The sequence below is a fragment of the Mucilaginibacter dorajii genome (genome assembly GCF_024808255.1).
GTDB lineage: Bacteria > Bacteroidota > Bacteroidia > Sphingobacteriales > Sphingobacteriaceae > Mucilaginibacter > Mucilaginibacter dorajii.
Map to the genome: position 1 here is coordinate 60613 of NZ_JANTYS010000014.1, position 25426 is coordinate 86038.

Here is a 25426-nt window from a genome sequence, read left to right on the forward strand (position 1 = left end):
GGAGCCTTTTTAATAATTTTAGGTTATTTTATTTGAGGTCTTTTTTTCCAAAGTCTACTATCACCGGTGTTGCCACACAGATAGACGAATATGTACCAAAAATAACACCGATCAATAATGCAAAGGAGAAACCTTTAATTACGTCGCCACCAAATAAGAACAACACGATCAATACGAAGATTACCGTTAAGGCGGTGATAATAGTACGGCTTAAAGTACTGTTGATAGCCTTATTGATAACGTCTTCTGTTTTCTCGTCTTTATTTTTATGCTCAAGGAATTCACGAATCCTGTCAAATACTACCACGGTATCGTTGATAGAGTAACCGATAACGGTCAAAATAGCCGCGATAAACGCCTGGTCGATATCCAATGAAAATGGAAGGAAACCATTGAATAAGGAGAAGAATGAAAGTACCAGTAACGCATCATGCGCGGTTGCAATCATAGCACCTAAGCTAAACTGCCATTTGCGGAAACGGATAAGGATGTAAGCCGAGATCACGAAGATGGCGAACAATACCGTATACACAGCTGATGTTTTTAACTCATCGGCAATGGTAGCACTCACTTTGGCTCCACCTAAAATGTCGCTGTCAGATATTTTAGTTTCGGCTTTTGTACCTAAAGCCTGTACCAGTGTGCTTCTTACTTTGGTATCGGCCGCGGTATTGTTTTCTTTGATCAGGTAGTTGGTGGTAATGCTGATCTTATCAGTACCCAAAGTTTTAACCTCGGTACCACGACCTAATGTCGCATCAATAGCATCATGGATTTGGCCGGTGGTTACCGTTTTATTAGGGAATTTAACAATGAAGTTACGTCCGCCTTCAAAATCCACACCGTAAGTAAATCCGCGGGTTGCAATTGAAATTAAACCTGCAACGATGAAGATAGTTGAGAAAATGTAAAACTTGAAACGGTTTTTAACAAATGCGAAGTTTGCGTTTTTAAAGGTATGTGAGCTCCATGGATTGCTGAATTTGATATCCATGTTTTTATCAAGCATCCACTCAAATATAACCCTCGAGATTAGTAATGAACAGAACAATGAAGTTACGATACCTATCATCAATGTGGTAGCAAAACCCTGGATAGGGCCCGAACCGAAGATGAACAGGATTAAACCGGTTAAGAATGTACTGATCTGCGAATCCAGGATTGAAGGTAACGCGTGTTTGAAACCATCGGCTACGGCAATTTTTAATGATTTTCCTAACGCAAGCTCTTCACGCACACGTTCGTAAACCAAAACGTTAGCATCTACCGCGATACCCAGTGTTAGCACGATACCCGCGATACCTGGTACAGTTAATACAGCGCCTAAGCTGGTTAACACGCCCATCAGGAAGAAGATGTTGATAATCACAGCTACTACCGCTACAGTACCTGCACGGTTGTAATAAGCGATCATAAAGATCAATACTACTACCAAACCCAGGATGCTTGAAGTGATACCTGCACTGATGGCTTCCTGGCCCAATGACGGGCCTACAATTTCTTCAGACACAATGTGTGCAGGAGCCGGTAAACGACCAGCTTTTAATACGTTGGCCAAATCTTTTGTATCTTCCTGGGTAAAGCTGCCGGATATTGATGATACACCACCAGAAATTTCGTTTTGAACGTTTGGTGCAGAGTAAACATTGTCATCTAACACAATGGCGATAGCTCTTTTGTTGGTTGCAGCAGCAGCCTCGGCTGTTACGGTACGCCATTTTTGAGCACCGTCAGAATTCATGATCATCACAACCTCAGGGCTGCCCTTCTGATCAACATCTGCACGGGCATCGTTAATTACTTCGCCAAATAATACCGGGCCATTCTCGGCACCGCTTAATTTAATAGCATATAACGCAAACGCTTTTTGTTTAGCATCCTTTAAAGGTTTTACGTCCCAAAGGAATTTCATATTACGGGGCACAACGGATTTAGCCAGTGCGCTGTGCAGATATTTATCAACCTTAGCCGTATCTTTCAATAAAGCATAACCAACAACCGGTCCCTGACCTAATGATTGCTGACCATTTGCGTTAGGAAATACGTTTAACGACATTACAGACAATAATGGGTGTAACGATGCCAATTGCGATTTGGCATTTAACGCAGCAGCAGATGTATCCTTCTCGGCATTTTTTTGAACTTTGCTTAACAATGACCCGGCTTTTGCGGCAGTATCTGTTTTCGCAGCCACGGTTGTAGCAGCTTGTGTTTTTGACGTGTCGGTTTTTACTGTTTTATTTTTAGCAGCTAAAAGGTTATCAACGGCCATAATGGTTTGGTAAGCCTCGCTGTTATCAAATGTTTGATAAAACTCAAGCTTAGCCGAACCGGATAATAATTTACGAACGCGATCTGGTTCTTTAACACCCGGCAATTCAATCAGGATACGGTTTGAACTTGCTTCTAACTGGATGTTAGGCTGGGTTACACCAAACTGGTTGATACGTGTGTTTAAAACCGTGAATGATTGTTTTACCGCTGTGTTAGCCAAATCCTTCAGGTAAGCTTCCACTTCGCTGTTTGAAGCGTTAAACTTTAAGTGGTCCTGGTTGTCTTTTGTTGAAAAGATAGCAGCCAGTTTTCCATCCGGACTTAATTTTTCGTACTCACTAACAAATAACGCGATGTAATCTTTCTGGCTGGTTTTTGCATCAGCCTGTAATTTGTCGGCATTTGCCAAAGCCTGGTTAAACGTAGCATCGGGATTATTGTTGGCAATTTTACGCACCAGCTCATCCAGTTGAATTTGCATAGTAACGTTCATACCACCCTTCAAATCCAAACCTAATGCAAGTTCCCTTTGTTTTACGTAGCCGTAAGTGTGTTTGAATAACGGATATACCGGTTGTGTAGACATTGAGTCCAGGTAAGCAGTGTATTTTTCAGTACTTCCCTTCGCGATTGCCTTGGCATCACTCTCAACTTTTTGGGCCACCCATGTAAATGACAGCTGGTATAAGCATACAACTGCCAGCAGAATGGCGAAAAATTTAATAACCCCTTTACCTTGCATCGAATTTGTAATATGTAATTAATTAGTTTATAAGCTTTTTTTAATAAGACGGCAAATCTAATAAAATTTCGCAAGCACAAAATTTTAAATTAAAACAAATTGATGACAAAAAATGTTAGCGTCGTTCTAATGTGATAAACGAATACTTCAACTTGTTTTTGTCATCCGGCTCAAAATTTTCACGTTCGGTTTCTTTCCATTCGGCAGCGTTTAGCTCAGGGAAAAAAGTGTCGCCGTCAAAATCCTGGTCAACCTTTGTTAAATAGATGCGATCTGTTAGCGGAATGGACTGCCTGTAGATTTCGGCCCCGCCAACAATAAACACTTCCTCCTCATCGGCACAAAGCGCCAACGCCTCTTCAATCGAGGTAACCACCTCGCAGCCTTCAATGCTGATGGCTTGGCGGGTAACTACAATGTTACGGCGTTTGGGTAGCGGCTTACCAACCGACTCAAATGTTTTACGCCCCATAATCACCGAATGCCCGGTGGTTACATCTTTAAAATGTTTAAGATCGTTAGGCAGGTACCAGAGTAATTTATTCTCTTTACCGATGGCGTTGTTTTTGGCGATAGCCACTATGATGGATGTGATCATTTGATTATTTGGATTTTGGCGAAGATTTAGCGCTGGGCTATCTTTTTGTTTTTTGAGATAACCAGGCTTTTATCCCGTCGAAATTTAGTTCGCCTTTGCTTGCGGCAATTGTCATGTCGTACTTTTCGTCTTCAGATGCGATGATGTCAATATCAAACTGCAAAAGCGTTAACCTGAGCAAAACATAGGCTGTTCGTTTGTTGCCGTCGATGAAAGGATGGTTAATAATCAGGCTTTCAAAAATGGCGGCAGCTTTATCAATAGGTAGCGGGTAAAGGTCAATGCCGTCAAAGGTTGCATACGGTCTACCTAAGGCCGCTTCGAGGCCTGCCTGATCTCTGATCCCTTTGCTGCCTCCAAATTCATCTATCAGTCTGTTATGAATTCGTAATGTAGTGTTGATATCAATCATTGAGCAAGTCGGTGTAATAATCCCGCGTCTTCCGAAATTGTTTTTTCAAGATCATGTTCAAGTTTGATCTGGTCGGGCGAATTTATTTGAAGTTTTTTTACGAAATCCAAAATATCCGACAACGCGGTTTCGGGCACCTGGTCAAGTACCTTCTGTATCTCATCTTTTATTTGAACCGAAGTCATGAACAAATTTACAAATTTTAAATCAAATGAAATTCTGGCAAACAATGCGCGATCAAAACAATTCCACCAATGACCAATGACCAATGACCAATGACCAATGACCAATGACCAATGACCAATGACCAATGACCAATGACCAATGACGCGCAGCAAATGACTATACTGCTACAATCCCCTTGATATGCGGATGCGGATCATAGTTCTCCAAAGTAAAATCTTCAAACTTAAAACCGAAGATGTCTTTTACTTCCGGATTGATCTTCATGGTTGGTAACGGTCTTGGTTCGCGGCTTAGTTGCAGGTTTACCTGCTCCAGGTGATTGTTGTACAAGTGGGCGTCGCCAAGGGTGTGGATGAAGTCGCCATAATCTAAATCGCAAACCTGGGCCACCATCATGGTAAGCAACGCGTATGAGGCAATGTTGAAAGGTACGCCCAGAAATATATCGGCACTACGCTGGTACAACTGGCATGATAGCTTGCCTTTGGTTTCGTCTTTTGCAGTATTGGCAGGCTCCACATAAAACTGGAACAAACTATGGCATGGTGGCAAAGCCATTTGATTAACCTCGGCAACGTTCCATGCCGATACAATCATGCGACGCGAATCGGGGTTGTTTTTGATTTGGTTAATCACCTGGGCAATCTGGTCAATGTGGCCGCCATCGGACGTTGGCCATGAGCGCCACTGCACGCCGTATACCGGCCCGAGGTTGCCATCGGCATCGGCCCACTCGTCCCAAATGCGCACGCCGTTTTCTTTCAGGTAGCGGATATTGCTATCGCCACTCAAAAACCAGATCAACTCATGGATGATGGATTTAAGGTGCAGCTTTTTGGTGGTCACCATCGGGAAGCCCTCTTTGAGGTTGAAACGCATCTGGTAGCCAAACACACTCACTGTACCGGTTCCGGTCCTGTCGTGCTTTTGCGCGCCGGTTTCCAATACATGCTTCATCAAATCAAGATACTGTTTCATTTTTAGTTCATTAGTTCACTGGTTCATTAGTTCATTGGTCTTGTCTGTCGTAATATTCTCGGCTTGCGTGTTATAGCTTGATATATTGCGTTTAAAATAGCTTTTTAAATAAACTGAGCAAATTATGCGCTATGTTACCAACGAGCTAATTAACCAGTAAACCAATGAACCAACTGCAAATAAAAATAATCCTTACTAACAATCCTAAGGATGTGCAAAAATACAGTTTTGTTAATCATTCCTAATCGCGGGGAACATGTAACTTTGGGACGGACGAAAGTTGAGTAAGTTGATTGGGGGGATTGAGTTTAGGAAATTCTGTACTATGCATAACCAATAAAGTATACCGTAACGATACAGGTGGTACACCTCATTGTAGAACCCAGCTCACAAACGCTTTCTTAATCAACTTAGTCAACCCAATCAACTTAATCTAACTCAATCAACCATTCATCAAACAAATGATCCTTTTTCCAAACGCAAAAATAAATATCGGTCTTAACATTACAGAGCGCCGCCCGGACGGGTATCACAACCTCGAAACTATTTTTTACCCCATCAATTTGAAAGACGCTTTGGAGGTTGTAAAAAGTGATGAGCTAAGCTTCACTTCTTCTGGTATCGATATTCCTGGCAGGGTAGAGGATAACCTTTGTGTGAAAGGCTATCACTTGCTTAAAAAAGATTTTGATTTGCCGCCGGTAAAAATTCACCTCCATAAAAATATTCCGATAGGAGCCGGACTGGGTGGAGGATCTGCCGATGCCGCATTTTTCATCAGGCTGATGAATGAAGAATTTAAGCTTGGTTTGTCGGCTCAGCAAATGACCGGGTATGCTCGTCTGCTTGGTGCCGACTGCGCTTTCTTTATTGAGAACAAACCGGTGTATGCTTTTGAAAAAGGCGACGAGTTTGAAAACATCAGGCTCGATCTGTCGGCCTACAAAATTGTGCTGGTGATGCCACCGGTGCACGTATCAACAGGGGAGGCTTATGGAGGGGTAAAGCCAACGCCGGTAAAAGACTCTTTGTTCGACCTGATTAACGAGCCCATCACAGAATGGCGCAAGCATATCAAAAATGATTTTGAAACATCCATCTTCAAAAACCACGTAGAGATTCGTGGCGTGAAAGCGGCACTTTACCAGGCCGGGGCCATCTATGCCAGCATGAGTGGCAGCGGAGCATCCGTGTTTGGTATTTTTGATCACGAGCCGGATGTTGAATTTTTGAAAGAAGAGAACGAAGTGTACTTTGTTTGATTTTGGATTTCGGAATTTCGATTTCGGATTTTTATTTTGTGCTTTTAGATTTTCGCAATTCAATAAATCCGAAATCGAACCTCCCAATTCCGAAATCACTAAACGCCCGCGTCCTCGCTCACGCCGCGTCCAAAACCTTCAACCCAATCCTTGTCACCAAGTCCTTTGGCAACGGCGGTCAATAAGCGGCTGTGTACGGTGTTTACGATGGGCATGGGTGTCTCACTCGCCTGCGATAGTCTAAATGCCAGACGCGCGTCCTTATAGCCTAACTTAGCCTTGAAACCTACCGGCTCATATTGCTTGTTGGCAATGAGCCTGCCATAGTTTTGATAAATGGGGGCGTTAAATAAAGTGGAGCCAAAAAAGTTGGCTACCTGCGCGCGGTCAAGTCCGTTCTTCTCGGCAAGGGTATAGGCCTCGGCCATCATTTCCATCGAGGCCATGATCATGAAATTGCCCGCGATTTTTACCACGTTGGCACCGCCAATTTCTTCACCAAAATCGTGAATGCCCTGGCCCAGGCAATCCAGTACAGGTTTGGCCAGATCTTTCACCGCCTGCGGCCCCGAAACGCAGATGAATAATTTTTTAGCTGCCGCAGCCTCGGGTCTTCCAAATACAGGGGAGGCCAGGTAATGATTGCCTGCTGTCTGGTGTGCTTTAGCTAATTCCACAGCTGTTTCGGGCGAGATGGTGCTCATGGATATATGCACAGCATTTGGCTGTAGGGTTTTTAAAATTCCGTCGTCGCCTGTAACCGATTCTCGCAGCACCGAATCTTCGGACAGCATGGTGATCACAATTGATACACCCGTGGCGGCTTCGGCCGGGGTTTGGCACCTGGTAATGTTGGCCTCGCCAAGCTCGTCGGCTTTGCTGAGGGTGCGGTTGTAAACCTGTAAATGATAACCTGCGCTGATGAGGTTTTTGGCCATGTGAATGCCCATGTTGCCAAGGCCGATAAATCCGATTTTCTTTTCCATAGTATTAGCTGATGTAGTCCCTGTCTTCGTCACTTAGTGTATTTTTATCTTCTTTGGTGTGTATATTGTCGTGGTAGCCCTCAATGTCAAACTTAGCTTTTTTGGGCCGGCCAACCAGGTAGCCTAAAACAAAACCAATCACCGTCATGGTAATCATGATGGTCAGTTTAGAGATCCTGAAATTCATGAATAAAAACGCGAACGTGACATCGTCGGTGTTTTGGGCGAGGGCTGCCGTAAGCAACACCGTGATGATAATGATGGTAATAGTTTTGATGCTCATGTTGTATTGGTTTTAACAGTTGATACAAGATGCGGTTTTTAAATGTTTATTAAAAATGATCCCAGGATATTTCGGAATCGGGATGTGGGATTTCGGAATTTTTAGGTGGAGGGATTTTTGATTTTTTGCGGACCCTTTTTCGTGATTTTCTAATGCGATTTAAAAACGAATAGGGGCGGATTTTCGACGTGCGACTTCTTAGTCCCGGCTCCCAAAAATGAGCCTTAAAAATGATGGTGAAAATGAACGGGGAAATCTGTCATCTTCAAATTGCCGTCACCATTAGTTTGGAATTTTACTGCCCGATATCGACCTGGTATTTTGTGTCAGCACGGATTTTAGTCTCTCAAATTTCATTTTAATTTCTCTGATGAGAGCAGGATTTTTTTGCCCGATTTTCAATTCTGTATACATCGTGGGCAACACTCGCCATTTTATTTAAATTCTCATTTTTAAGTTCAATACACTTTAAGGCTTGGTTTTGTGTGGGTCTGTTGTGTTTAGTTTTGAGTGATATAACAACTTGTAAATATCTGATAAGTTGACTTTTAAATGCTTTATTTGATATTGTATTTTGAATTTGCTAAATTTTTTAGTTTTTTACTTTTTAACTTAGGTCTGTTTTGTTAAATATTTACTTTTTATAAGTTATATAATTATTTGATTAATAATGTAATATGTAATTTATATGAATCTAATTTTTGACTTTTTTAATTCGAAAATAAATAACAAAAGCCATCTTATAGCTTGGATTATGGGTTTTCAAAATAGTTTATTCCGATACACTAACTAAAAAGTGAATTTTGGCTATTATAAATTTAAATGACTTTAAATGCCCCGGAATACAGGCGAAAATTTAAGTGGCTTACAGGGCTTTAAAATGGCCTTGGTCACTGTGCGGATTTATCCCCTACTGCAACGTTTTTTGATGAGGATATGAAAATATTGGATAGATGATTTGAGCCGGTTGGATAATCACCTGGTAACCCCAAACGGAATTACGGATGATTAAAAGGATACGTAAGGGAAGAAAAAACAACCAGGATTAAGCCCTGTTTTTGCGCCGGGAAATTTGTGTTTGGGCAACCGGGTATAGGAAGATGGTTGACAGGATAAGCACCGACCCCGCCCAGAAACCAAGCGACATTTTGTTCATGTCGCCAAAGAAAATAAATGACATAATGATGCCATACACCGGCTCAAGATTGGTGATCAAGGCCACCCTGAATGCCGAAAGTTCGCGCATTACAGATACCCCGGCAACGTAGGCCAGCGATGTGCAAACTGTGCCAAGCAGCACCAGGTAACCAATGTCGGTAGGTTTTAACAGTAGCTTTTGGTTGTAGCCGTTGGTCAATAAAAGGTATATCGAGATCCAGAAAAAGGCACCGGTAAGCTCGTAAAAAGCGATCACGGGGGCCTCTTTTTTTTGTACGAACGTAGAGTTGATGATGGCGAAAAGACTGGCGCAAACCGCGCTTGCAAGACCTGCTATGATGCCCTTAGTGTATTGTGTTTCGAATTTGAAAATTAAAACAATGCCGGTGATAATCAATAAACCGGCTAAAATTTCGAGTTTAGAGATGCTGGTTTTTTTGATCAGCGGTTCAAAAATGGCGGTAAATAAAGTGATGCTGGAGAGGCAAACCAGCGTTACCGGAACGGTAGAAAGCTTAATAGAAGCAAAAAAAAGCACCCAGTGAGCGCCCACAATTCCGCCTGTAAACACCATTTTTACCATGGTTTTACGGTCAACTTTGAAGTCAGTTTTGCTGAATTTGAAGTACAAAAAGAGCGAAACAAAGGCGATAAGCACCCTGTACCACACCAATTGTACCGCCGAAATGGTAATTAATTGCCCTAAAATGCCGGTAAATCCCCAGATAAAAACCGTAAAATGAAGAATTACCAGGTTTTTATTGAGCGTTTTTGAGACTTTTGGATAATTTTCTGACACTATTTTGGCGCTTTTCGGAGTAAATAATAGCCTAATATACCAAACATCGTATTACTAATCAGCACCGTGAAAATGGGCGGTACACCACCTTTTATTGAAAATACAATGGAAAACTTCTCTATAATGATGTAAGCAAAGCACAATAAGATACCTATCCCGAGGGGTAAACCTACACCTCCGCGCACCTTGCGGGATGATAACGCAACCCCTAAAATGGTCAGTACATACGCCGATAAAGGGTATACAAAACGGTGGAATTTTTCGTAATACAGGTTGTTTAAAACCTCTGGCCGGCGCAGTTTTTCCTTGTCGATATTCTTGTTTAACTCCGATAATGACATGGCCGCATACACGTTATCGTACACAATAAAGTCGCTTGGATGCATGTCTAAAACGGTATCTTTTTGGCCAGTATTGTTTATAAATTGCTCCTTTAAGCCATTTACATATTTAACGGTATAGTTTTTTAACGACCATATTCTTTTCACAGAATCATAGGTAACGGTGTTTGCAATTAGCTTCTCGCGCAGGGTATCACCATTAAATTTTTCCATTATAAAGGTGTATCCATTGTGAGTTACAGGGTCGTAATTTGCAAGGTAAACGTAGGTGTGTTTATCTATTTGCATGTGTACTTCACTCTTGGTGGGGTCGTTATCGGCTATACCGTTTTCGTTTTCAAAGTCGTTTTTGAGGTGATTTGTATATGGGATGAGGTATACATTTGCAAAAAACGACACGATAAAAATGAGCGTGGCGGCCAAAAAATAGGGCCGTAAAAAGCGGTTAAAACTGGCCTTGCCACTCAGGATTGGAACGATCTCTGTTTGGTTTGCCATCTTGGCGGTAAAGAAAATTACGGCCAAAAAGTTAATGAGTGGTGATAGTAAATTGAGGTAAAAAGGCACAAAACCGGCGTAGTATCTAAACACAATATCGTGCAAACTGGCATGCCTGTTGGTAAAGTTATCCAGCTTTTCAGAGATGTCAAACACCACAGATATGGCGGCAAAAATGAGCATCGTAAACACAAAAGTGCCCAGGTATTTTTTCATAATAAACCTGTCGATAACCATTAGGTACCGGTGTATAAAAGTCCTCATTGGCAAATTAATTGGTTATTTAAGCAGCGGTTTAGTATCATGTAAGCACAACGCATATTACCTTTTTTTATTGGATTATGGGCTATTATAATCGCTCGCCAAGGCGTTTTACCATCATGTTTTTCCAGGCATAAAACTCGCCTGCAATGATCTTTTCGCGTGCTTGTTTTACCAGCCAAAGATAAAAATGGAGGTTGTGCAGGGTGGCAATCTGCGCGCCCAGCATCTCGCCCGAGTGGATTAAATGGCGCAAATAGGCCTTGCTGTATTCCTTGTCGGCATACAAATCGCTGTCTTCTTCAATGGCGCTAAAGTCGTTTTCCCACTTTTTATTCTTGATATTGATGATGCCGTTTTTGGTAAAAAGCATGCCGTTGCGCGCATTCCGGGTTGGCATAACACAGTCAAACATGTCAATTCCGAGGGCGATATTTTCCAGTATATTAATAGGTGTGCCTACGCCCATCAGGTAACGGGGCTTTTGTTCGGGCAAAATATTGCAAACAATTTCGGTCATGGCGTACATTTCTTCGGCCGGTTCACCTACCGAAAGACCACCAATCGCGTTGCCTTCACGCTCAAAAGAAGCGATAACTTCGGCCGATTTTACGCGCAGATCTTTATACACAGAACCCTGTACAATAGGGAAAAGTGTTTGGCTGTAGCCGTACTTTGGCCCGGTACTGTCAAACCTGTCGCAGCAGCGTTTTAGCCAGCGATGGGTCATTTCTATTGATCGGCGGGCATACCCATAATCGCAGGGATAGGGGGTACATTCGTCAAAAGCCATGATGATATCGGCGCCAATTGTACGCTGAATATCCATCACATTTTCGGGTGTAAACAGGTGTTTGGAGCCGTCGATATGCGACCTGAACGTAACACCTTCCTCCTTTATTTTGCGTACTTCGGTTAATGAATACACCTGGTAACCGCCGCTATCTGTTAAAATAGGGCCCTCCCAGCCGTTAAATTTATGTAATCCACCGGCGCTTTCCAGTATGTTTAAGCCTGGGCGAAGGTATAAATGGTAGGTATTTCCTAATATAATTTGTGCTTCAATATCGCTTTTAAGCTCGCGCTGATGCACTGCTTTTACGGTGCCCGCGGTGCCTACAGGCATAAAAATAGGGGTTTGTATAGTGCCGTGATCTGTAGTGATTTCGCCGGCGCGCGCTTTTGAAAGCGGGTCTTGTGCTGCTAATTTAAATTTCATTTTGAGGTTGTAAAATTAAGAAAAAAAAGCAGGCAATGGCAGCCCCCTCTAAATCTCCCCAGGTAGGGAAGACTTTAAAAAAAGTTAGCGCTCAAATGACTTCTAACTATAGGTTTTTTGGCAGAAGCTTGGCTTTTCAAAATAATCGCGGGTTAACGATATGTTTTTAAGCTTAGATTTTCGAATAACTTTATCTTACATATATTTATCAAACAAAAAGTCTCCTCTACCGGGGGAGAATGAGAGGGGGCGGTTATCAACACATTTACCTTGCAATTAAAAAGTGTGGAAAAAAATCTTGCTTAATATGAGGTAATATTCAAATAAACAGCACTAATAGCTTATCTAATCCGTCTATTTTTAACAACTTTGCCTGATTATTATTGGTCATTGGAAACTTATATACAAATCGTACTTTTTGTCCTTTTTCAGCTTTGTTTTATTGTTCAGCTGTATTACCTGGTTAGTAACCATAGCCGCTTATCCGGCTACAAGCCTGTTGAGGAGCTTCCGCAGGTACTTATTCCTGTTTCGGTTATCATCAGCGCGCGTAATGAAGCCCAAAATCTGCAGGAAAACCTTCCTTTTATATTAGAACAAAACTACCCCGATTTTGAGGTAGTGGTGATCAACGACTGCTCTTATGATCGATCTGATGAGGTACTTGAAGACCTGCAACGCCAGTACTCGCGCCTCAAAGTGGTTACCATTACCGAGCATGACCGCTTTAAAACCGGGAAAAAATTCGCGCTTACACTGGGCATCAAGGCCTCAAAAAACGAATATTTGTTGTTCACTGATGCTGATTGTAAACCGGCTTCGGTAAACTGGATAGCCCGTATGGCCGCTAACTTTGGCAATAGCGCCCAAATTGTTTTAGGGTATTCGCCATATTATAAAACCAATAAATTTATTAGCCGTTTTACACGTTTTGAAACCCTTAAAACAGCCATGAACTACCTTTCATGTGCTTTGAAAGGCGAACCTTATATGGGTATTGGTCGTAACCTGGCCTATACAAAAACATTGTTTTTTAGTGCAAAGGGCTTTGCATCGCATATGCATATCCTATCGGGCGACGACGATTTGTTTGTAAACCAGCATGCCACCGCCAATAACACTGCTGTTGAAATTCATCCCGAAGCATTCACCTACACCGCTGCTAAAACCAGCTGGGCGTCGTACTTTAGGCAAAAGAAAAGACACATGAGTGTAGGTAAATTGTATAGAAAACGGGACCGCGTAATGCTTAGCTTTGATGCAGTGAGCGGCTTTTTATTTTATATATTGCTTGCGCTTTGCCTGGTATTGAGGTATGAGCCGTTACTGGCATTAGGTTTGTGGCTCTTTAGGTTAATAGCCCAGGTTATTATTTATAATAAAAATTTTAAAAAATTGGATGGTAAGGACCTTATTTGGTATTTGCCTTTCTTTGACTTCATATATTATATGTATTTAACTGTATTTGGCTTGATTGGGGCTTTTATAAAAACTACCCAATGGAAATAAACGCGAATTTTACCGAAAACGCCAAGAATGATTTTCACCTGGTGGTGAGGGCCCGTAAAGGCGATCAAAAGGCGTATGCCGATTTGATGCACCGTTACAAAGACTCCATTTATTTTATGGTGCTTAAAATGGTAAACAATAAGGAAGATGCGATGGACCTTACCGTAGAAACCTTTGCCAAAGCATTTGAAAAACTGGAAAAGTATCAGCCCGATTACGCTTTTAGCACCTGGCTTTTTAGGGTGGCTACCAATAATTGTATCGATTTTATTCGCAAAAAAAAGCTTAATACCCAATCAATCCACGGTATGACCGATGAAGATGGCGACGAAAAGCCGCTTCAAATTAAAGCCGATGTATTGAACCCCGAGGAAACATCGATCAAAAAACAGCAAACGCAGGAGCTTAAAGCCCTGATAGAAAGTTTGCCCCCCCGCTACAGAAACCTCATTACGCTGCGTTACTTTGATGAACTATCATATGAAGAAATAGCCCAGCAATTAGATTTGCCCCTTGGAACGGTAAAAGCACAATTATTTAGGGCCAGGTACCTGCTTGGCAACATCATAAACCGATTTAACAGGGATGACATCTGATATTGTTTTCAAATATTTCCCCCAATTGACCGATTTGCAGCGTGCCCAGATCGAGCAGCTGCCAGAATTGTATAATTTATGGAACAGCCAGATCAATGTAATATCCCGTAAGGATATTGATCTGTTGTATGAACGCCACGTGTTGCACTCCCTTGGTATAGCCAAAATTATGGATTTTTTACCTGGCGAAAGCGTATTGGACGTAGGTACAGGTGGCGGTTTTCCCGGCATTCCGTTGGCTATTATGTTCCCGCAAACACAGTTTCATTTGGTTGATTCTATTGGTAAAAAGATCAAAGTAGTACAGGAAGTAGCCAAAGCTTTGGGCTTAACCAATGTAAATGCAAGCCATGCCCGCGCCGAGCAAATTGACGAAAAGTTTGATTTTGTGGTATCGCGCGCGGTAACTCAGCTGAGGGATTTTTACCCCTGGGTGCGTGGCAAATTCAAAAAACAATCGGGTAATAAACTGCCAAACGGCATCCTATACCTCAAAGGCGGCGATCTTGACCAGGAAATCAAAGAATCGGGCCTTAAAGTGCTGCAGTACCACCTTAAAGATCATTTCACCGAAGAGTTTTTTGAAACCAAGCAGGTGGTTTACGTGAAGGCGGTGGTTTAAGTTGAAATTCAAAAGTTCAAAAGTAAAAAATCAAAATTCGAATGCTACCACGAGTTACGCTTTGCTAAACCCGCGGTAGCGGGCATGACGTCTTTTAAAACGTCTGTCATCCTGAACGCAGTGAAGGATCTATTCTACGCCATTCTTATTCGCCCTGTAAAGTTCGCTAATAGATGCTTCGTGCCTATCCATGACGAGTCCACCATGTAATTGCGAGTGGTAAAATCCGCGGACTGTGAAGGGAAAATGACGTAAAAGATTTGTCATTCTGAGGAACGAAGGATCTTCTTCGCCCTGCTAATTGCAGACTTTTATAGCGAAGAAGATCCTTCAAACGTTCAGGATGTCAAACGTGTTTTACAAAACGTCATGGGTAGGCACGAAGCAATCTCATGCTCTACAGGGCGAATCTGCACAGTTCGCGATTGCTTCGTACCTCGCAATGACATAGCTTTATATTGTCATTTCCACCTTCAGAATTTCGCGAAATTTTACAACTACCCATGACAGGTGGGGAGGGTAGTTTTTTACATCATTTCCACCTTTACTGCAGCCGGTTTGCAGCGATATGATAAAATCCTATATAAATAAAAAGCGCTCCCGAACCTTTCGTTCGCGAGTGCTCCATTATCGGCTTTTTTATTTGTCAAAAATCAAACGATGCTGTTAATCCAATTGCATAAGCTGCGCAATTGGCATATGACACATGGCCATCAAGGTCTTTTTGATAATGTGTCCAACTGTTGGATGATGGTGGAAAGTTTTGTTGCACCAGATTGCCACCCCCGGTAGGATTTTTTACTGATACACCACCACCGGCAATAGATATGCCATCGCCCAATATTGCGGTTTGGCTGCCATACTCAAATTGGGATTCGGGTGTGCTGACCGAAAACGGTGTAATGGTAAGTGAGGCGTGGTTGCTTTTGATGCCAATTGCATACGCGGTCAGCAAAACCTCGGATGCCGGATGTTCATAATCATGGTTGGTGGCAGTCCATGTATTATCATTTGAAGGATAGCTGCCTGTAAGGTATTTAACAGTACCCCCGGTGGTAAAAGATTGAATACCCCCACCTGAAAGTAAATAAGCGGCATCTATACTACTTGCGGCTACATCGCCACCTAGGCCCGGATTACTGCCCGATGCTGTTTTTAGTTGAACCTGCAACAGGCTGTCATTGTTGCCTACTGAATAACTTGGGTCATATATGGCAATAGCAAAGGCGGTTAAATATTCATTGGCAGATGCCGGTATTGAAATATCATGTGATCCCGCGATCCATCCATTAATATGGCCATGACTATCTATTTGGGGATAAGAGTTTACCAGGAAAGTGCTATTGTTTTTTTCTACCATTGCTCCTCCTCCAATAATCCTTAAGTGAACATCGTTTGCTACGGCGTTAACGTTAACCATAACGTATGGCTGCAAGGCTGCTTCGGCTGCTATTACAGTTGGATTATTGATACTTTGCGTTAATATCACCAGGTTGATGTATTGTTTCAATGTGTTTTTAGCCGTATCATTTGCCGCGAGTTGCCATATTTCGATAGAACTCGTTATACCATAAGAAGTATCGCTGGTACAGCTATTAGCCCAGTCGGTAACCGTTTTCGGATCTTTTGGGTCTATCTGCGCCGCTAGGTTGCTCTGCCCTCCGGAGGTATCAACAGTTTGCTCAAGGCTTGAGGAAAAACTTTCCTGCGATAATTTTTGAGTCGCGCTTGCCGCGGCGCTAATACTGCCGGCACCTTTATAGGCTGCTGTTACCGCGAGCGACATTTCTTGCTTACTTTTATAATTGCTTGTTTGCGATTCTGATTTTAACTGAATGAAACCACCCAGGTTTAAGCCAAGCACAAGGTGTGTACCATAAGTATTTACAAAAGCTGCGGCAGCTTTAAGTGTGGTAATGCTGTCAAGGTTATCGCAAAATTCGGCTGTGAGGCATGCTCTTATGGCGTCGTTATCGCTTTGCCTTTTAAAAGTTACCGTGCCGCAATTAATAACGGCATTAAAACTGCTGCTAAAAGCTGTTGAAGCCTGGTAGGTTTCAGAACTGTAACTTGCTTTTACCGAACCGCTGTAAAATCCATAACTGCCCTCGATACCTACGGAGGCCGCGAATTCTGTATTAGAAGATTGTGAAGATTGAAATTCTTTGTAGGTGGATGAGAAGGTTTGCTTAACGGTTTGGGTGTTTACATCATTATCGGTTAATGGTGTTTTCAAATAATTGTTGAGCTGACTCAGTAATAAATCGGGATTTTGGGCAATGATGGGATTAAAAACGTTGAATGATTGCAGTACGAAATCCAGGGGTTTTGATTGTCCAATCTGCTCTTTGAGCGTTAGCAGGTTTGATGCTGTCATAAATTGTGATAGTTTATTAGGTTTATGGATGCCATTATACTTTAAGGGCATATTATTGAATGAATGAAATTTTAGTGTTTGTAATGAACCGAAATACGATGGTTATCCTTCATGGTAAATAGAAAATTAGCAATATAATACCCCGTAAATAAAATCGGTTATTTAATGATTACAACATACAATGCTACCTAAAGCGTTTTTCAAAAACGAATATAAAACTGGGTAAAAAAGCCCTTTTTTAAGGGCTTTTTTAAGTAAAGAATAACCAATAATAATGGTATTCAAATCAATGTTATCTGTAAATCCTAAGTGCAAATCCGTTCTGTACAGTGGCAGACGACTCACCCCGGCAACGCTTCGCTGGCCGACGCTATCTGCGGCAAGCCGCAAAGATGGTTGAGAAAATAAAAAAACATTTGCCCCCTCTATGCGGCTTTAGCCGGAGAGAGGGGAAGACGGGCGCAGCCTCGTCGGGGTGAGTCGTCTGCGTGATGTCGGAACGGCTACAAGTATTCCGCTATGTTACTCGAAACCAATTCTGTATTGTTTATAATATCTTCGTTCTTAAACCGCAGAATGCGAAGGCCCATAGCCGTCAATACCTCATCTCTGTTTTGATCATAATCTTTTTTCAATAGATGAATCGGACCATCTGCTTCAACAACCAATTTATGCTCAGCGCAATAAAAATCGGGGATGTAATATATGTTGCCTTTTATGCTTGATTGAACGCAAATAGCGAATTGCCTTAGGAACTTTTTGTTGTTCAGTTTTCTGTTCCTAAGATATTGCCATAACAATTTCTCCGCAGGTGTTTCCTGTTTTCGTAATAATCTGCAGAGGTCGATTATAGATGACATGGATGAAATTAATAAAATATCTGCAAAGGTGAAGAGCATGTCGCAGACGACTCACCCCGGCAACGCTTCGCTGGCCGACCCTCTCTCCGGCAAGCCGCAAAGAGGGTTGAGAAAACAAAAAAAATCTTCGCCCCTCTATGCGACGCAGTCGGAGAGAGGGGCAGACGGGCGTAGCCTCGTCGGGGTGAGTCGTCCCTTGGTTAGTTTACACCATGTTTCATTTACACACTGGAGAAAAGATCTCACATAATCAAACTATTCTTCTTATACCCACCCGGCGTTTGCCCGGTTATTTTTTTGAAAATCCGCGAAAAATACGACAGGTTTTCAAAGCCTGTTTCGGCGGCGATATCATAAAAAGGCATATTGGTGGTGCTTAGCAACAACTGCGCCCGCTCTATCCGTTTTACATGGATGTAGGGCAGGGGCCGCTCGCCGGTGTTTTCATAAAACAGGCGCGAAAAATAATCGGCATTGTGATTGGCCCGTTTGGCCAGGTGGGCAACCGTAATTTCATGCTGCAGGTTGGTTTGAATGTAATTGATGGCATCAGATATTTTGGAGTGGATGATGCTTTTATCCTCCATTAAAAATAAACCGGGTGCCAGGAACATCGACAACAGTTGCTGTAAAATGCCGCTGGTTTCCATATAGGCCGATGCGTGCATGAGTTCGTTCAGTTGGCTAAAACTTTTAAGTATCGGTCGTTTTTCATATACTTTGGGGTTGGTTGATGTCCTTAGCGTTCTGTTTGGGTTGATGGAAAGCAGGCGTTTGATGGCATTGATAGCTGCATCTGTAGCCGGTATTTTAAACAGCTTGCGGTTTGATGCAAAGAGCGAAACCCCATCGGCCGATTCTTCGGCAAACGAAATGTAATATTGGCCCAAATAATCATCGCAACTGTAGGTACAGGTAGTAAAACTGGGGATGAGGTATAAAAAACCGGCTTCAAGTTTCACTGTACCATCGGCAGTTTGCAGCCTGCCTTCGCCGGCATCTATATAATAAAGGCGGTAAAAGGTACTGGTTACATTTTTGTAAACCCAGTTTTTGTTCAATTGCACATAGTCGGTATTGAGCAGGCTAAAGGTAGATCTTATAAGGCTTCTGTTCATGTTTATAGATTGTGGCAGGCGAACAGATCAAATATAATAAAATTATATAAGTCGGTTTTGTGCTAATTGAAGTTGTGTTTGTGCAGTTTTTGATGAGTAACAGCACGTAGCTTTATGTTGATTATAAAACCGTATACTATTTAATATGCTGAGGTCATTTTTTGTAACGCTTGGTGCCGCCATGGTAACCGGTGGTGGTTTGTTTGTAGCTTCATCTGCCGTTGATTTACCTGCCGATGTACAGAAAGCTTATGACGCGCTGCCATCGGTGGATTATAATATCGACGTAAAACCTATACTGAGCAATAAATGCTTTGCCTGCCATGGTCCGGATAAAAACAAGCAAAAGGCAGGTTTGCGATTGGATATAGCTGCCAATGCCTACGCCGAGATTCCCGATGATATGGGCGTGGTGGCTATTAAACCAGGCGACCTGCAACATAGCGAGGTGGTGAAGCGCATATTATCAACCGATTCCACCTACCTGATGCCCGCGCCCGAATCGCACCACACACTATCGGCCTATGAAAAAGCGGTAATTATTAAGTGGATAAAAACCGGGGCTGTTTACAAACCGCACTGGGCTTTTGTAAAACCTGTAAAGCCGGCGGTACCCGTGGTTGAAGGAACGGTAAATAATCCTATCGACAATTTTGTATTAGCCAAACTCAAAAAACAAAGCCTGCTGGCTTCAAAAGAGGCCGATAAAGAATTGTTGTTACGTCGATTGTCGCTTGATTTAACCGGCTTGCCGCCAACTTTAAAGGAGATAGACGATTATTTAAAAGATAACACGCCCAATGCTTACGAAAAACAGGTAGACCGTCTGCTGGCATCACCGCACTACGGCGAAAAAATGGCGGTTGATTGGTTGGATGCCGCCCGTTATGCCGATTCGCACGGGTATACGGTAGATAGGCTAAGGGATATGTCGCCTTACCGCGATTGGGTGATCAAGGCATATAACAGCAATTTCAGTTATGATAAATTCATAAAATGGCAGCTGGCCGGCGATCTGATGCCGCACCCAACCAGGGATATGATCATTGCCACGGCCTTTAATCGCAACCATCAACAAAATATGGAGGGCGGCGTTATAGAGGAAGAATATCAAACCGAATATGTGATAGATCGTACCAATACCTTTGGCAGCGCCGTGCTGGGGATGACAGTGGGCTGTGCCAAATGCCACGATCATAAATTCGACCCGATATCGCAAAAGAATTATTACCAGCTGTTCAGCTTTTTTAATAATGTAAAGGAGGCGGGGCAAATTTCCTGGGATGATGCCCTGCCAACGCCAACCTTAATGCTGCCGACGGCGCAAAAGGAAAAGATCCTGACCTTTATTAATGATAACATTGCGCAGCAGCAAAACACTATTGCCCAAACTCAAAGCAAAGCCACCACCGGTTTTGATAAATGGCTTGCCGATGGTGAATATAAAAAGCTTACCGGTCAAAACATACCGCTGAACGGCTTGCAGGCTTATTACAATTTTGATAAGGGAACCCTTGCAAGTACCGTGAACCCTAAAGATGTTGGCGTAATGAAGCGTGAAGGAGGCGCGCCCGGCGACGCGGCAGTATTTGAGCCCAGGGGCGATGGCAAAGCACTGGCTTTAAGCGGCGATACCTGGCTTGATTTAAACCAGGTTGGGGTGTTTCGTAAATCGCAGCCTTTTAGTATTGGTATTTGGGTTAACATTCCTAAGCAACTGAGCGAAGGTGTTATTTTTCATAAAGGCAATTCCGAGCGGTTGTACAACTTCAGGGGGTATCATTTATACCTTAAAAACAATAAGCTGGAGCTGAACATGGCCCATACCGGTCCGTCAAATGCCATAACCAGGGTTACCGTTGATGATGTGCCCCGCGATAAATGGATCCAGCTAACGGCCACTTATGATGGATCGTCAAAAGCGGATGGCTTTAAGTTATACATGGATGGTGCCGAACTGAAAATGGAAACCACCATGGATCAGTTGACCAAAGATATTTTATTTGTAGGTGGCGGCACTCAGCCAGGTTTGCAGGTAGGTGCCTGGGAGCGCGGTCGCGGTTTTAAAGCAGGTAAAGCAGATGACATAGCCGTATATAACCGTACGCTTACTGCTTTTGAGGTAAAAATGCTGGCACAAAAAGATAACTGGGATAAAATTGCAGGCAAAAATAAGGAGACGCTTACCGCCGATGAAATGGATAAACTAAAAACCTATTACCTGGCCGCGGTTGATCTAACTGTACTTGCCGAAGCGCAAAAGCTTACGGTCTTAAGAACTACGTTGTCCGATTCGACAGAAAATATTGCGGAGTTGATGGTGATGCAGGAAATGTCATCGCCAAAAAAATCATTCATTCTCAACCGGGGGAATTACGATATGCCCGGCGAGCAGGTTTTTCCGAACACGCCAGAAGCGATTTTAGCTTTCCCTGCCGATTTGCCTAAAAACAGGTTTGGCTTAGCGCAATGGGCCACCAATCCCGATAACCCTTTGACGGCAAGGGTGGCGGTAAACCGCTTATGGCAAAACTTTTTTGGTACCGGCCTGGTGAAAACCAGCGAGGATTTTGGCAACCAGGGCGAAATGCCAAGCCACCCCGAGTTGCTGGATTGGCTGGCTACCACCTTTGTGGAGTCGGGCTGGGATATGAAGGCTTTAAATAAATTGATCGTGATGTCGGCCTCGTACAGGCAGGACTCTCGGCCTACAAAGGAAGCTGCCGAAAAAGACCCCGAGAACCGGTTCCTTTCGCACGGCCCTGCCTATCGCATGCCTGCCGAGATGATCCGTGATAACGCTTTGTTTGCCTGTGGCTTATTAAATACCGAAATAGGGGGTAAAAGTATCAAGCCATACCAGCCACCCGGTTTATGGGAAATTAACAACACAACCTATACGCCCGATACCGGCAAGGCGGTTTACCGGCGCAGCTTGTATGTGATAGTCAAACGATCTGTACCAAACCCCACATTGGCTACTTTTGATGCACCATCGCGCAGTTATTGTGTTATCCGCAGGCAAAAAACCAATACGCCCTTGCAGGCATTGGTAACCCTGAATGACCCCACATTTGTTGAGGCGGCCAAAGTTTTGGGCGAACAGATGACCCGCAACGCCGATAATCGCGCAGCTATAACAACGGCTTACCGAAAGCTCACCGGTCGTACGCCGATGCCCGATGAGGTTACGCTTTTGATGACCCTGCAACAGGTTGAACTCAAAAAATTTAAAGAACACCCTGAAAAGCAGAAGGGCTGGCTTACTGCCGGGCAATACCATGTAGATAAAAAACTAAGCGGCGCCATGATAGCAGCCAATACGGTTGTAGCCAGCACTATTTTAAATTCCGACGCGTCATTAACCAAAAGATAAAACAAGATGTCAGATTTTCACCATCATGATGATGATTTCAGGCTGCATACGCCTGAGTTTAACGAGCTGCACAAAAAGATGGACAGGCGCAACTTCCTTACCAAAACATCGCTTGGTTTGGGCGCTTTGGCCGTGGGGTCGTTATTCGGCAACAATGCGTTTGGCGGTACCCGCAAAGCGACGGGGAATTTAGAGACTGATATTTTAAATGCTCTGCCACAGATAGCGCCCAAAGCTAAAAGAGTAGTTTACCTTTTTCAGGCAGGCGGCCCATCGCAGTTTGAAACCTTTGATTACAAACCCAAACTGGCCACCATGCTTGGCCAAAACCTGCCCGATTCTGTACGGCAGGGGCAACGCTTAACCGGCATGAGTGCCAACCAAAGCGTTTTGCCGCTGGCCCCGGCGTTTTGCAAGTTTAATCAGCACGGCCAAAGCCAAACCTGGATGAGCGAACTGATGCCCCATACCGCCCAGGTGGTTGATGAATTGTGTATTGTAAAGTCGTTGTATTCAGAAGCTATTAATCATGACCCGGCCATTACGTTTTTGCAAACTGGTAACCAGTTGCCGGGCCGACCGTCAGTAGGTTCATGGATCAGTTATGGTTTAGGGTCTGATAATCAAAACCTGCCTACTTTCATTGTGCTGGTATCTAAAAACGCGCCTAAAGATCAGCCTTTGTACGCCCGGCTTTGGGGTAACGGTTTCCTGCCATCCAAATACCAGGGTGTACAGTTTGGATCGGGGAAAGACCCGGTGCTGTTCCTGAATAATCCCGAAGGTTATGACGGTGCCGATAGAAAGGAAATGCTGGAATACCTATCCAAATTAAACAATCTGCAAAACACGGCCTATGCCGACCCTGAGGTAGATGCCCGTATAGCCCAATATGAAATGGCCGCCCGCATGCAAACCTCCGTACCCGAGGTGATGAGCACCGCCAACGAACCCAAAGAAATTTTTGATATGTACGGCCCAGATAGCCGCGACCCGGGAACCTACGCTGCTAATTGTTTGCTGGCGCGAAAACTATTAGAGAAAAACGTAAAGTTTGTGCAATTGTACCACCAGGGCTGGGATCAGCATAGCAACCTGCCATCGGGCATAGCCGGGCAATGCAAGGCTACCGACCAGGCCACCGCCGCGCTCATCAAAGACCTGAAACAGCGCGGCATGTTGGACGATACCCTGGTGATCTGGGGCGGCGAGTTCGGTCGCACGGTTTACTCGCAAGGTAAGCTCAGCGCCAATGATTATGGCCGCGACCATCACCCGCGCTGCTTTACCATGTGGATGGCCGGTGCCGGCGTAAAACACGGCATCAGCTACGGCGAAACTGATGATTTTAGCTACAACATTGTTAAAGACCCTGTACACGTTCACGATTTCCAGGCCACATTGTTACACCTGATGGGTATCAATCACGAACTGCTAACCTACCAATTCCAGGGCCGCCGTTTTAGATTGACCGATGTGGAAGGGAAGGTGGTGAGGGATATTTTAAGTTAGTAGCAAGTAGTTAGTATCAGGTATCAAGATTTTTTGAAATCACTAACTTGATAAACTTTTATTGATTAAATGAGATTGAGAAGTATATTTTCATTTGTACATACAAATACAAAAATAAATCAGATATTAGAATTTGTTTTAACCAATTGGACATCATGTAAAAGAGTCTCGCGTTCTGTAGCGGTCTTGATACTTGATACTAACTACTTGATACTATCACACCATGGAGAGAAGAAATTTTATAAAAAACACCGCCGTTGCTTCGGCTTTGGTGGCTGCCGCGCCGGTGAAAAGCTTTGCTATTTTGCACAAAGATTTGCAGCCAGATGACCAAACCATAGGGCAGGGGGGCTTTACTTACAAAGCTGATAAGGGATGGGCCAAAATAAGCGTAAACAGTAACCCGCTGGCTAACTGCCATGAAATGGTGCAGGACAGTAAAGGCAGGCTCATTATGCTGGGCGATCACACGGCAAACAACATCCTCATTTTTGATAAATCGGGCAAACTGCTTGATTACTGGGGAACCGCTTTGCCGGGCGGCCACGGTTTAACCATTAGCAAAGAAGGAGGCGAAGATTTCCTGCTGCTTACCGATTGCGGCTGGGCGCAAGACAGAACGGGCGCTGGTTACGGCCAATCCGGCCAGGTTTTGAAAACCACCGTGGATGGTAAGCTCATCTTTGCCATCGGTCATCCGCGTACCATTGGTGTTTATAAAGATAACGAACCGTTTAAACCAACCGAAACCGCTGTGGCACCCAACGGAGATATCTATGTGGCCGATGGTTACGGATCTGACTATATTATTCATTATGATAGCAAGGGGCAGTATATCCGTCATTTCGGGGGCCATAATAACGCTAATAAAGATCATAACCTGGTGAATGCCCATGGCATTACCATTGATACCCGCGACAAAAATAACCCTACGCTTATCTGCACCTCGCGCGAGGAAAACTGCTTTAAGGTTTTTACCATGGATGGCAAGTTCATCAAACGCATTGACATGCCGGGTATGTATGTTTGTCGTGCGGTAATTAACGATCAAAATATTTATGCCGGCGTATGCTGGAGCAAAGATGCCACTGGCAACAGGTTTGATTACTCGGGCTTTGTAACCATACTGGATAAGGACGATAAGGTGATCTCCAATCCGGGTGGTGCGGCGCCGGTGTATAAGAACGGTGTTTTACAGCCTACCTTACAAGCTTCAAGCCGTATTTTTCAGCATGGCCATGATGTATGTGTGGATGAGGATAAAAACGTGTATGTATGCCAGTGGAACGCTTACCATACCGCACCTGTTAAATTAACAAGGGTATGATAATCCATCTTTTTTTGACAATTTAGATGAGTAAAATGCCAATTTTAATAGACTTTGATTAAACGTTTTATCATCAACTTAGTAAATCTCCGTTTAACAGATTTAATACTTAGTTGACTATTTACAAACCAA

General features: G+C 43.4%; 20 protein-coding genes. 7 read left to right on the forward strand and 13 right to left on the reverse strand.

What is annotated here, in order from left to right; genetic code table 11:
- Positions 1–28: 28 nt before the first annotated feature.
- The 5 genes from secDF to FHS10_RS18635 all read right to left on the reverse strand — a co-directional run bounded on the left by secDF (position 29) and on the right by FHS10_RS18635 (position 5190).
- Entirely contained in the window at positions 29–3016 is a 2988-nt protein-coding gene (gene secDF, locus FHS10_RS18615) for a protein translocase subunit SecDF (RefSeq protein WP_259093339.1), read from the reverse strand.
- 115 nt (positions 3017–3131) lie between these two features.
- Complete coding sequence (locus FHS10_RS18620) at positions 3132–3614, reverse strand: dihydrofolate reductase (RefSeq protein ID WP_259093341.1); 483 nt, start codon at positions 3612–3614, stop codon at positions 3132–3134.
- 37 nt (positions 3615–3651) lie between these two features.
- Positions 3652–4026: a type II toxin-antitoxin system death-on-curing family toxin gene (locus FHS10_RS18625; protein ID WP_259093343.1), complete on the reverse strand. Its 375-nt coding sequence runs from the start codon at positions 4024–4026 to the stop codon at positions 3652–3654.
- Entirely contained in the window at positions 4023–4211 is a 189-nt protein-coding gene (locus tag FHS10_RS18630; RefSeq protein ID WP_259093344.1) for a hypothetical protein, read from the reverse strand. The genes FHS10_RS18625 and FHS10_RS18630 overlap by 4 nt, the downstream gene beginning before the upstream one ends.
- A gap of 157 nt (positions 4212–4368) precedes the next feature.
- Entirely contained in the window at positions 4369–5190 is an 822-nt protein-coding gene (locus FHS10_RS18635) for a thymidylate synthase (RefSeq protein WP_259093345.1), read from the reverse strand.
- Between the two features lie 461 nt (positions 5191–5651).
- Between FHS10_RS18635 and ispE the strand changes: the two genes are divergently transcribed.
- The gene (ispE, locus tag FHS10_RS18640; RefSeq protein ID WP_259093348.1) at positions 5652–6452 is read left to right on the forward strand and encodes a 4-(cytidine 5'-diphospho)-2-C-methyl-D-erythritol kinase; all 801 of its coding nucleotides are present in this window, start codon (positions 5652–5654) and stop codon (positions 6450–6452) included.
- 98 nt (positions 6453–6550) lie between these two features.
- Here ispE and FHS10_RS18645 read toward each other — a convergent pair whose 3' ends face one another.
- The 5 genes from FHS10_RS18645 to tgt form a co-directional block, all read right to left on the reverse strand.
- Positions 6551–7438 (reverse strand): NAD(P)-dependent oxidoreductase, encoded by an 888-nt coding sequence (locus FHS10_RS18645; protein ID WP_259093351.1) that lies wholly within the window; start codon positions 7436–7438, stop codon positions 6551–6553.
- Positions 7439–7442: 4 nt separating this feature from the next.
- Positions 7443–7721, reverse strand: a complete 279-nt coding sequence (locus FHS10_RS18650) for a LapA family protein (RefSeq protein ID WP_259093353.1) — start codon at positions 7719–7721, stop codon at positions 7443–7445.
- Between the two features lie 1045 nt (positions 7722–8766).
- Complete coding sequence (locus FHS10_RS18655; protein ID WP_259093354.1) at positions 8767–9678, reverse strand: DMT family transporter; 912 nt, start codon at positions 9676–9678, stop codon at positions 8767–8769.
- Positions 9678–10781, reverse strand: a complete 1104-nt coding sequence (locus FHS10_RS18660) for an LptF/LptG family permease (RefSeq protein WP_259093356.1) — start codon at positions 10779–10781, stop codon at positions 9678–9680. Before FHS10_RS18660 ends, FHS10_RS18655 begins: the two co-directional genes overlap by 1 nt.
- Positions 10782–10866: 85 nt before the next feature.
- Positions 10867–11997 carry a tRNA guanosine(34) transglycosylase Tgt gene (gene tgt / locus FHS10_RS18665; protein ID WP_259093357.1) on the reverse strand — a complete coding sequence of 377 codons (1131 nt, stop codon included), beginning with the start codon at positions 11995–11997 and terminating at the stop codon, positions 10867–10869.
- 390 nt (positions 11998–12387) lie between these two features.
- On the opposite strand from tgt, the gene FHS10_RS18670 reads away from it, so the two are divergent.
- The 3 genes from FHS10_RS18670 to rsmG are packed head-to-tail and all read left to right on the forward strand — an operon-like array spanning position 12388 to position 14724.
- Positions 12388–13506, forward strand: a complete 1119-nt coding sequence (locus FHS10_RS18670; RefSeq protein ID WP_259093358.1) for a glycosyltransferase — start codon at positions 12388–12390, stop codon at positions 13504–13506.
- On the forward strand, positions 13497–14102 hold the full coding sequence (locus FHS10_RS18675; RefSeq protein ID WP_259093360.1) for an RNA polymerase sigma factor: 606 nt from the start codon (positions 13497–13499) through the stop codon (positions 14100–14102). The genes FHS10_RS18670 and FHS10_RS18675 overlap by 10 nt, the downstream gene beginning before the upstream one ends.
- Entirely contained in the window at positions 14092–14724 is a 633-nt protein-coding gene (gene rsmG / locus FHS10_RS18680) for a 16S rRNA (guanine(527)-N(7))-methyltransferase RsmG (RefSeq protein WP_259093362.1), read from the forward strand. The genes FHS10_RS18675 and rsmG overlap by 11 nt, the downstream gene beginning before the upstream one ends.
- 646 nt (positions 14725–15370) lie before the next feature.
- Here rsmG and FHS10_RS18685 read toward each other — a convergent pair.
- The 3 genes from FHS10_RS18685 to FHS10_RS18690 form a co-directional block, all read right to left on the reverse strand.
- The gene (locus FHS10_RS18685) at positions 15371–17101 is read right to left on the reverse strand and encodes an MAC/perforin domain-containing protein (RefSeq protein WP_259093363.1); all 1731 of its coding nucleotides are present in this window, start codon (positions 17099–17101) and stop codon (positions 15371–15373) included.
- A gap of 503 nt (positions 17102–17604) precedes the next feature.
- Positions 17605–18000 carry an endonuclease domain-containing protein gene (locus FHS10_RS29305; RefSeq protein ID WP_374759830.1) on the reverse strand — a complete coding sequence of 132 codons (396 nt, stop codon included), beginning with the start codon at positions 17998–18000 and terminating at the stop codon, positions 17605–17607.
- 203 nt (positions 18001–18203) lie between these two features.
- On the reverse strand, positions 18204–19079 hold the full coding sequence (locus FHS10_RS18690) for a helix-turn-helix domain-containing protein (RefSeq protein ID WP_259093365.1): 876 nt from the start codon (positions 19077–19079) through the stop codon (positions 18204–18206).
- Positions 19080–19224: 145 nt separating this feature from the next.
- Here FHS10_RS18690 and FHS10_RS18695 point away from each other — a divergent pair, with 145 nt between their 5' ends.
- From FHS10_RS18695 to FHS10_RS18705, 3 genes are all read left to right on the forward strand, one after another.
- A complete protein-coding gene (locus FHS10_RS18695) occupies positions 19225–22455 on the forward strand; it encodes a DUF1553 domain-containing protein (protein WP_259093367.1) in 3231 nt (1076 codons plus the stop codon).
- A 6-nt stretch (positions 22456–22461) separates the two neighbouring features.
- A complete protein-coding gene (locus FHS10_RS18700; RefSeq protein WP_259093370.1) occupies positions 22462–23967 on the forward strand; it encodes a DUF1501 domain-containing protein in 1506 nt (501 codons plus the stop codon).
- A gap of 223 nt (positions 23968–24190) precedes the next feature.
- Complete coding sequence (locus tag FHS10_RS18705; protein ID WP_259093373.1) at positions 24191–25294, forward strand: twin-arginine translocation signal domain-containing protein; 1104 nt, start codon at positions 24191–24193, stop codon at positions 25292–25294.
- Positions 25295–25426: the final 132 nt, after the last annotated feature.

Coding starts and splice junctions, on each gene's coding strand:
- FHS10_RS18695 (WP_259093367.1), top strand. CDS start 19,225: ATGCTGAGGTCATTTTTTGTAACGCTTGGTGCCGCCATGGTAACCGGT.
- FHS10_RS18690 (WP_259093365.1), bottom strand. CDS start 19,079: ATGAACAGAAGCCTTATAAGATCTACCTTTAGCCTGCTCAATACCGAC.
- ispE (WP_259093348.1), top strand. CDS start 5,652: ATGATCCTTTTTCCAAACGCAAAAATAAATATCGGTCTTAACATTACA.
- FHS10_RS18645 (WP_259093351.1), bottom strand. CDS start 7,438: ATGGAAAAGAAAATCGGATTTATCGGCCTTGGCAACATGGGCATTCAC.
- FHS10_RS18625 (WP_259093343.1), bottom strand. CDS start 4,026: ATGATTGATATCAACACTACATTACGAATTCATAACAGACTGATAGAT.
- FHS10_RS18630 (WP_259093344.1), bottom strand. CDS start 4,211: ATGACTTCGGTTCAAATAAAAGATGAGATACAGAAGGTACTTGACCAG.
- FHS10_RS29305 (WP_374759830.1), bottom strand. CDS start 18,000: ATGCTCTTCACCTTTGCAGATATTTTATTAATTTCATCCATGTCATCT.
- tgt (WP_259093357.1), bottom strand. CDS start 11,997: ATGAAATTTAAATTAGCAGCACAAGACCCGCTTTCAAAAGCGCGCGCC.
- FHS10_RS18675 (WP_259093360.1), top strand. CDS start 13,497: ATGGAAATAAACGCGAATTTTACCGAAAACGCCAAGAATGATTTTCAC.
- rsmG (WP_259093362.1), top strand. CDS start 14,092: ATGACATCTGATATTGTTTTCAAATATTTCCCCCAATTGACCGATTTG.
- FHS10_RS18650 (WP_259093353.1), bottom strand. CDS start 7,721: ATGAGCATCAAAACTATTACCATCATTATCATCACGGTGTTGCTTACG.
- FHS10_RS18700 (WP_259093370.1), top strand. CDS start 22,462: ATGTCAGATTTTCACCATCATGATGATGATTTCAGGCTGCATACGCCT.
- secDF (WP_259093339.1), bottom strand. CDS start 3,016: ATGCAAGGTAAAGGGGTTATTAAATTTTTCGCCATTCTGCTGGCAGTT.
- FHS10_RS18620 (WP_259093341.1), bottom strand. CDS start 3,614: ATGATCACATCCATCATAGTGGCTATCGCCAAAAACAACGCCATCGGT.
- FHS10_RS18705 (WP_259093373.1), top strand. CDS start 24,191: ATGGAGAGAAGAAATTTTATAAAAAACACCGCCGTTGCTTCGGCTTTG.
- FHS10_RS18685 (WP_259093363.1), bottom strand. CDS start 17,101: ATGACAGCATCAAACCTGCTAACGCTCAAAGAGCAGATTGGACAATCA.
- FHS10_RS18660 (WP_259093356.1), bottom strand. CDS start 10,781: ATGAGGACTTTTATACACCGGTACCTAATGGTTATCGACAGGTTTATT.
- FHS10_RS18635 (WP_259093345.1), bottom strand. CDS start 5,190: ATGAAACAGTATCTTGATTTGATGAAGCATGTATTGGAAACCGGCGCG.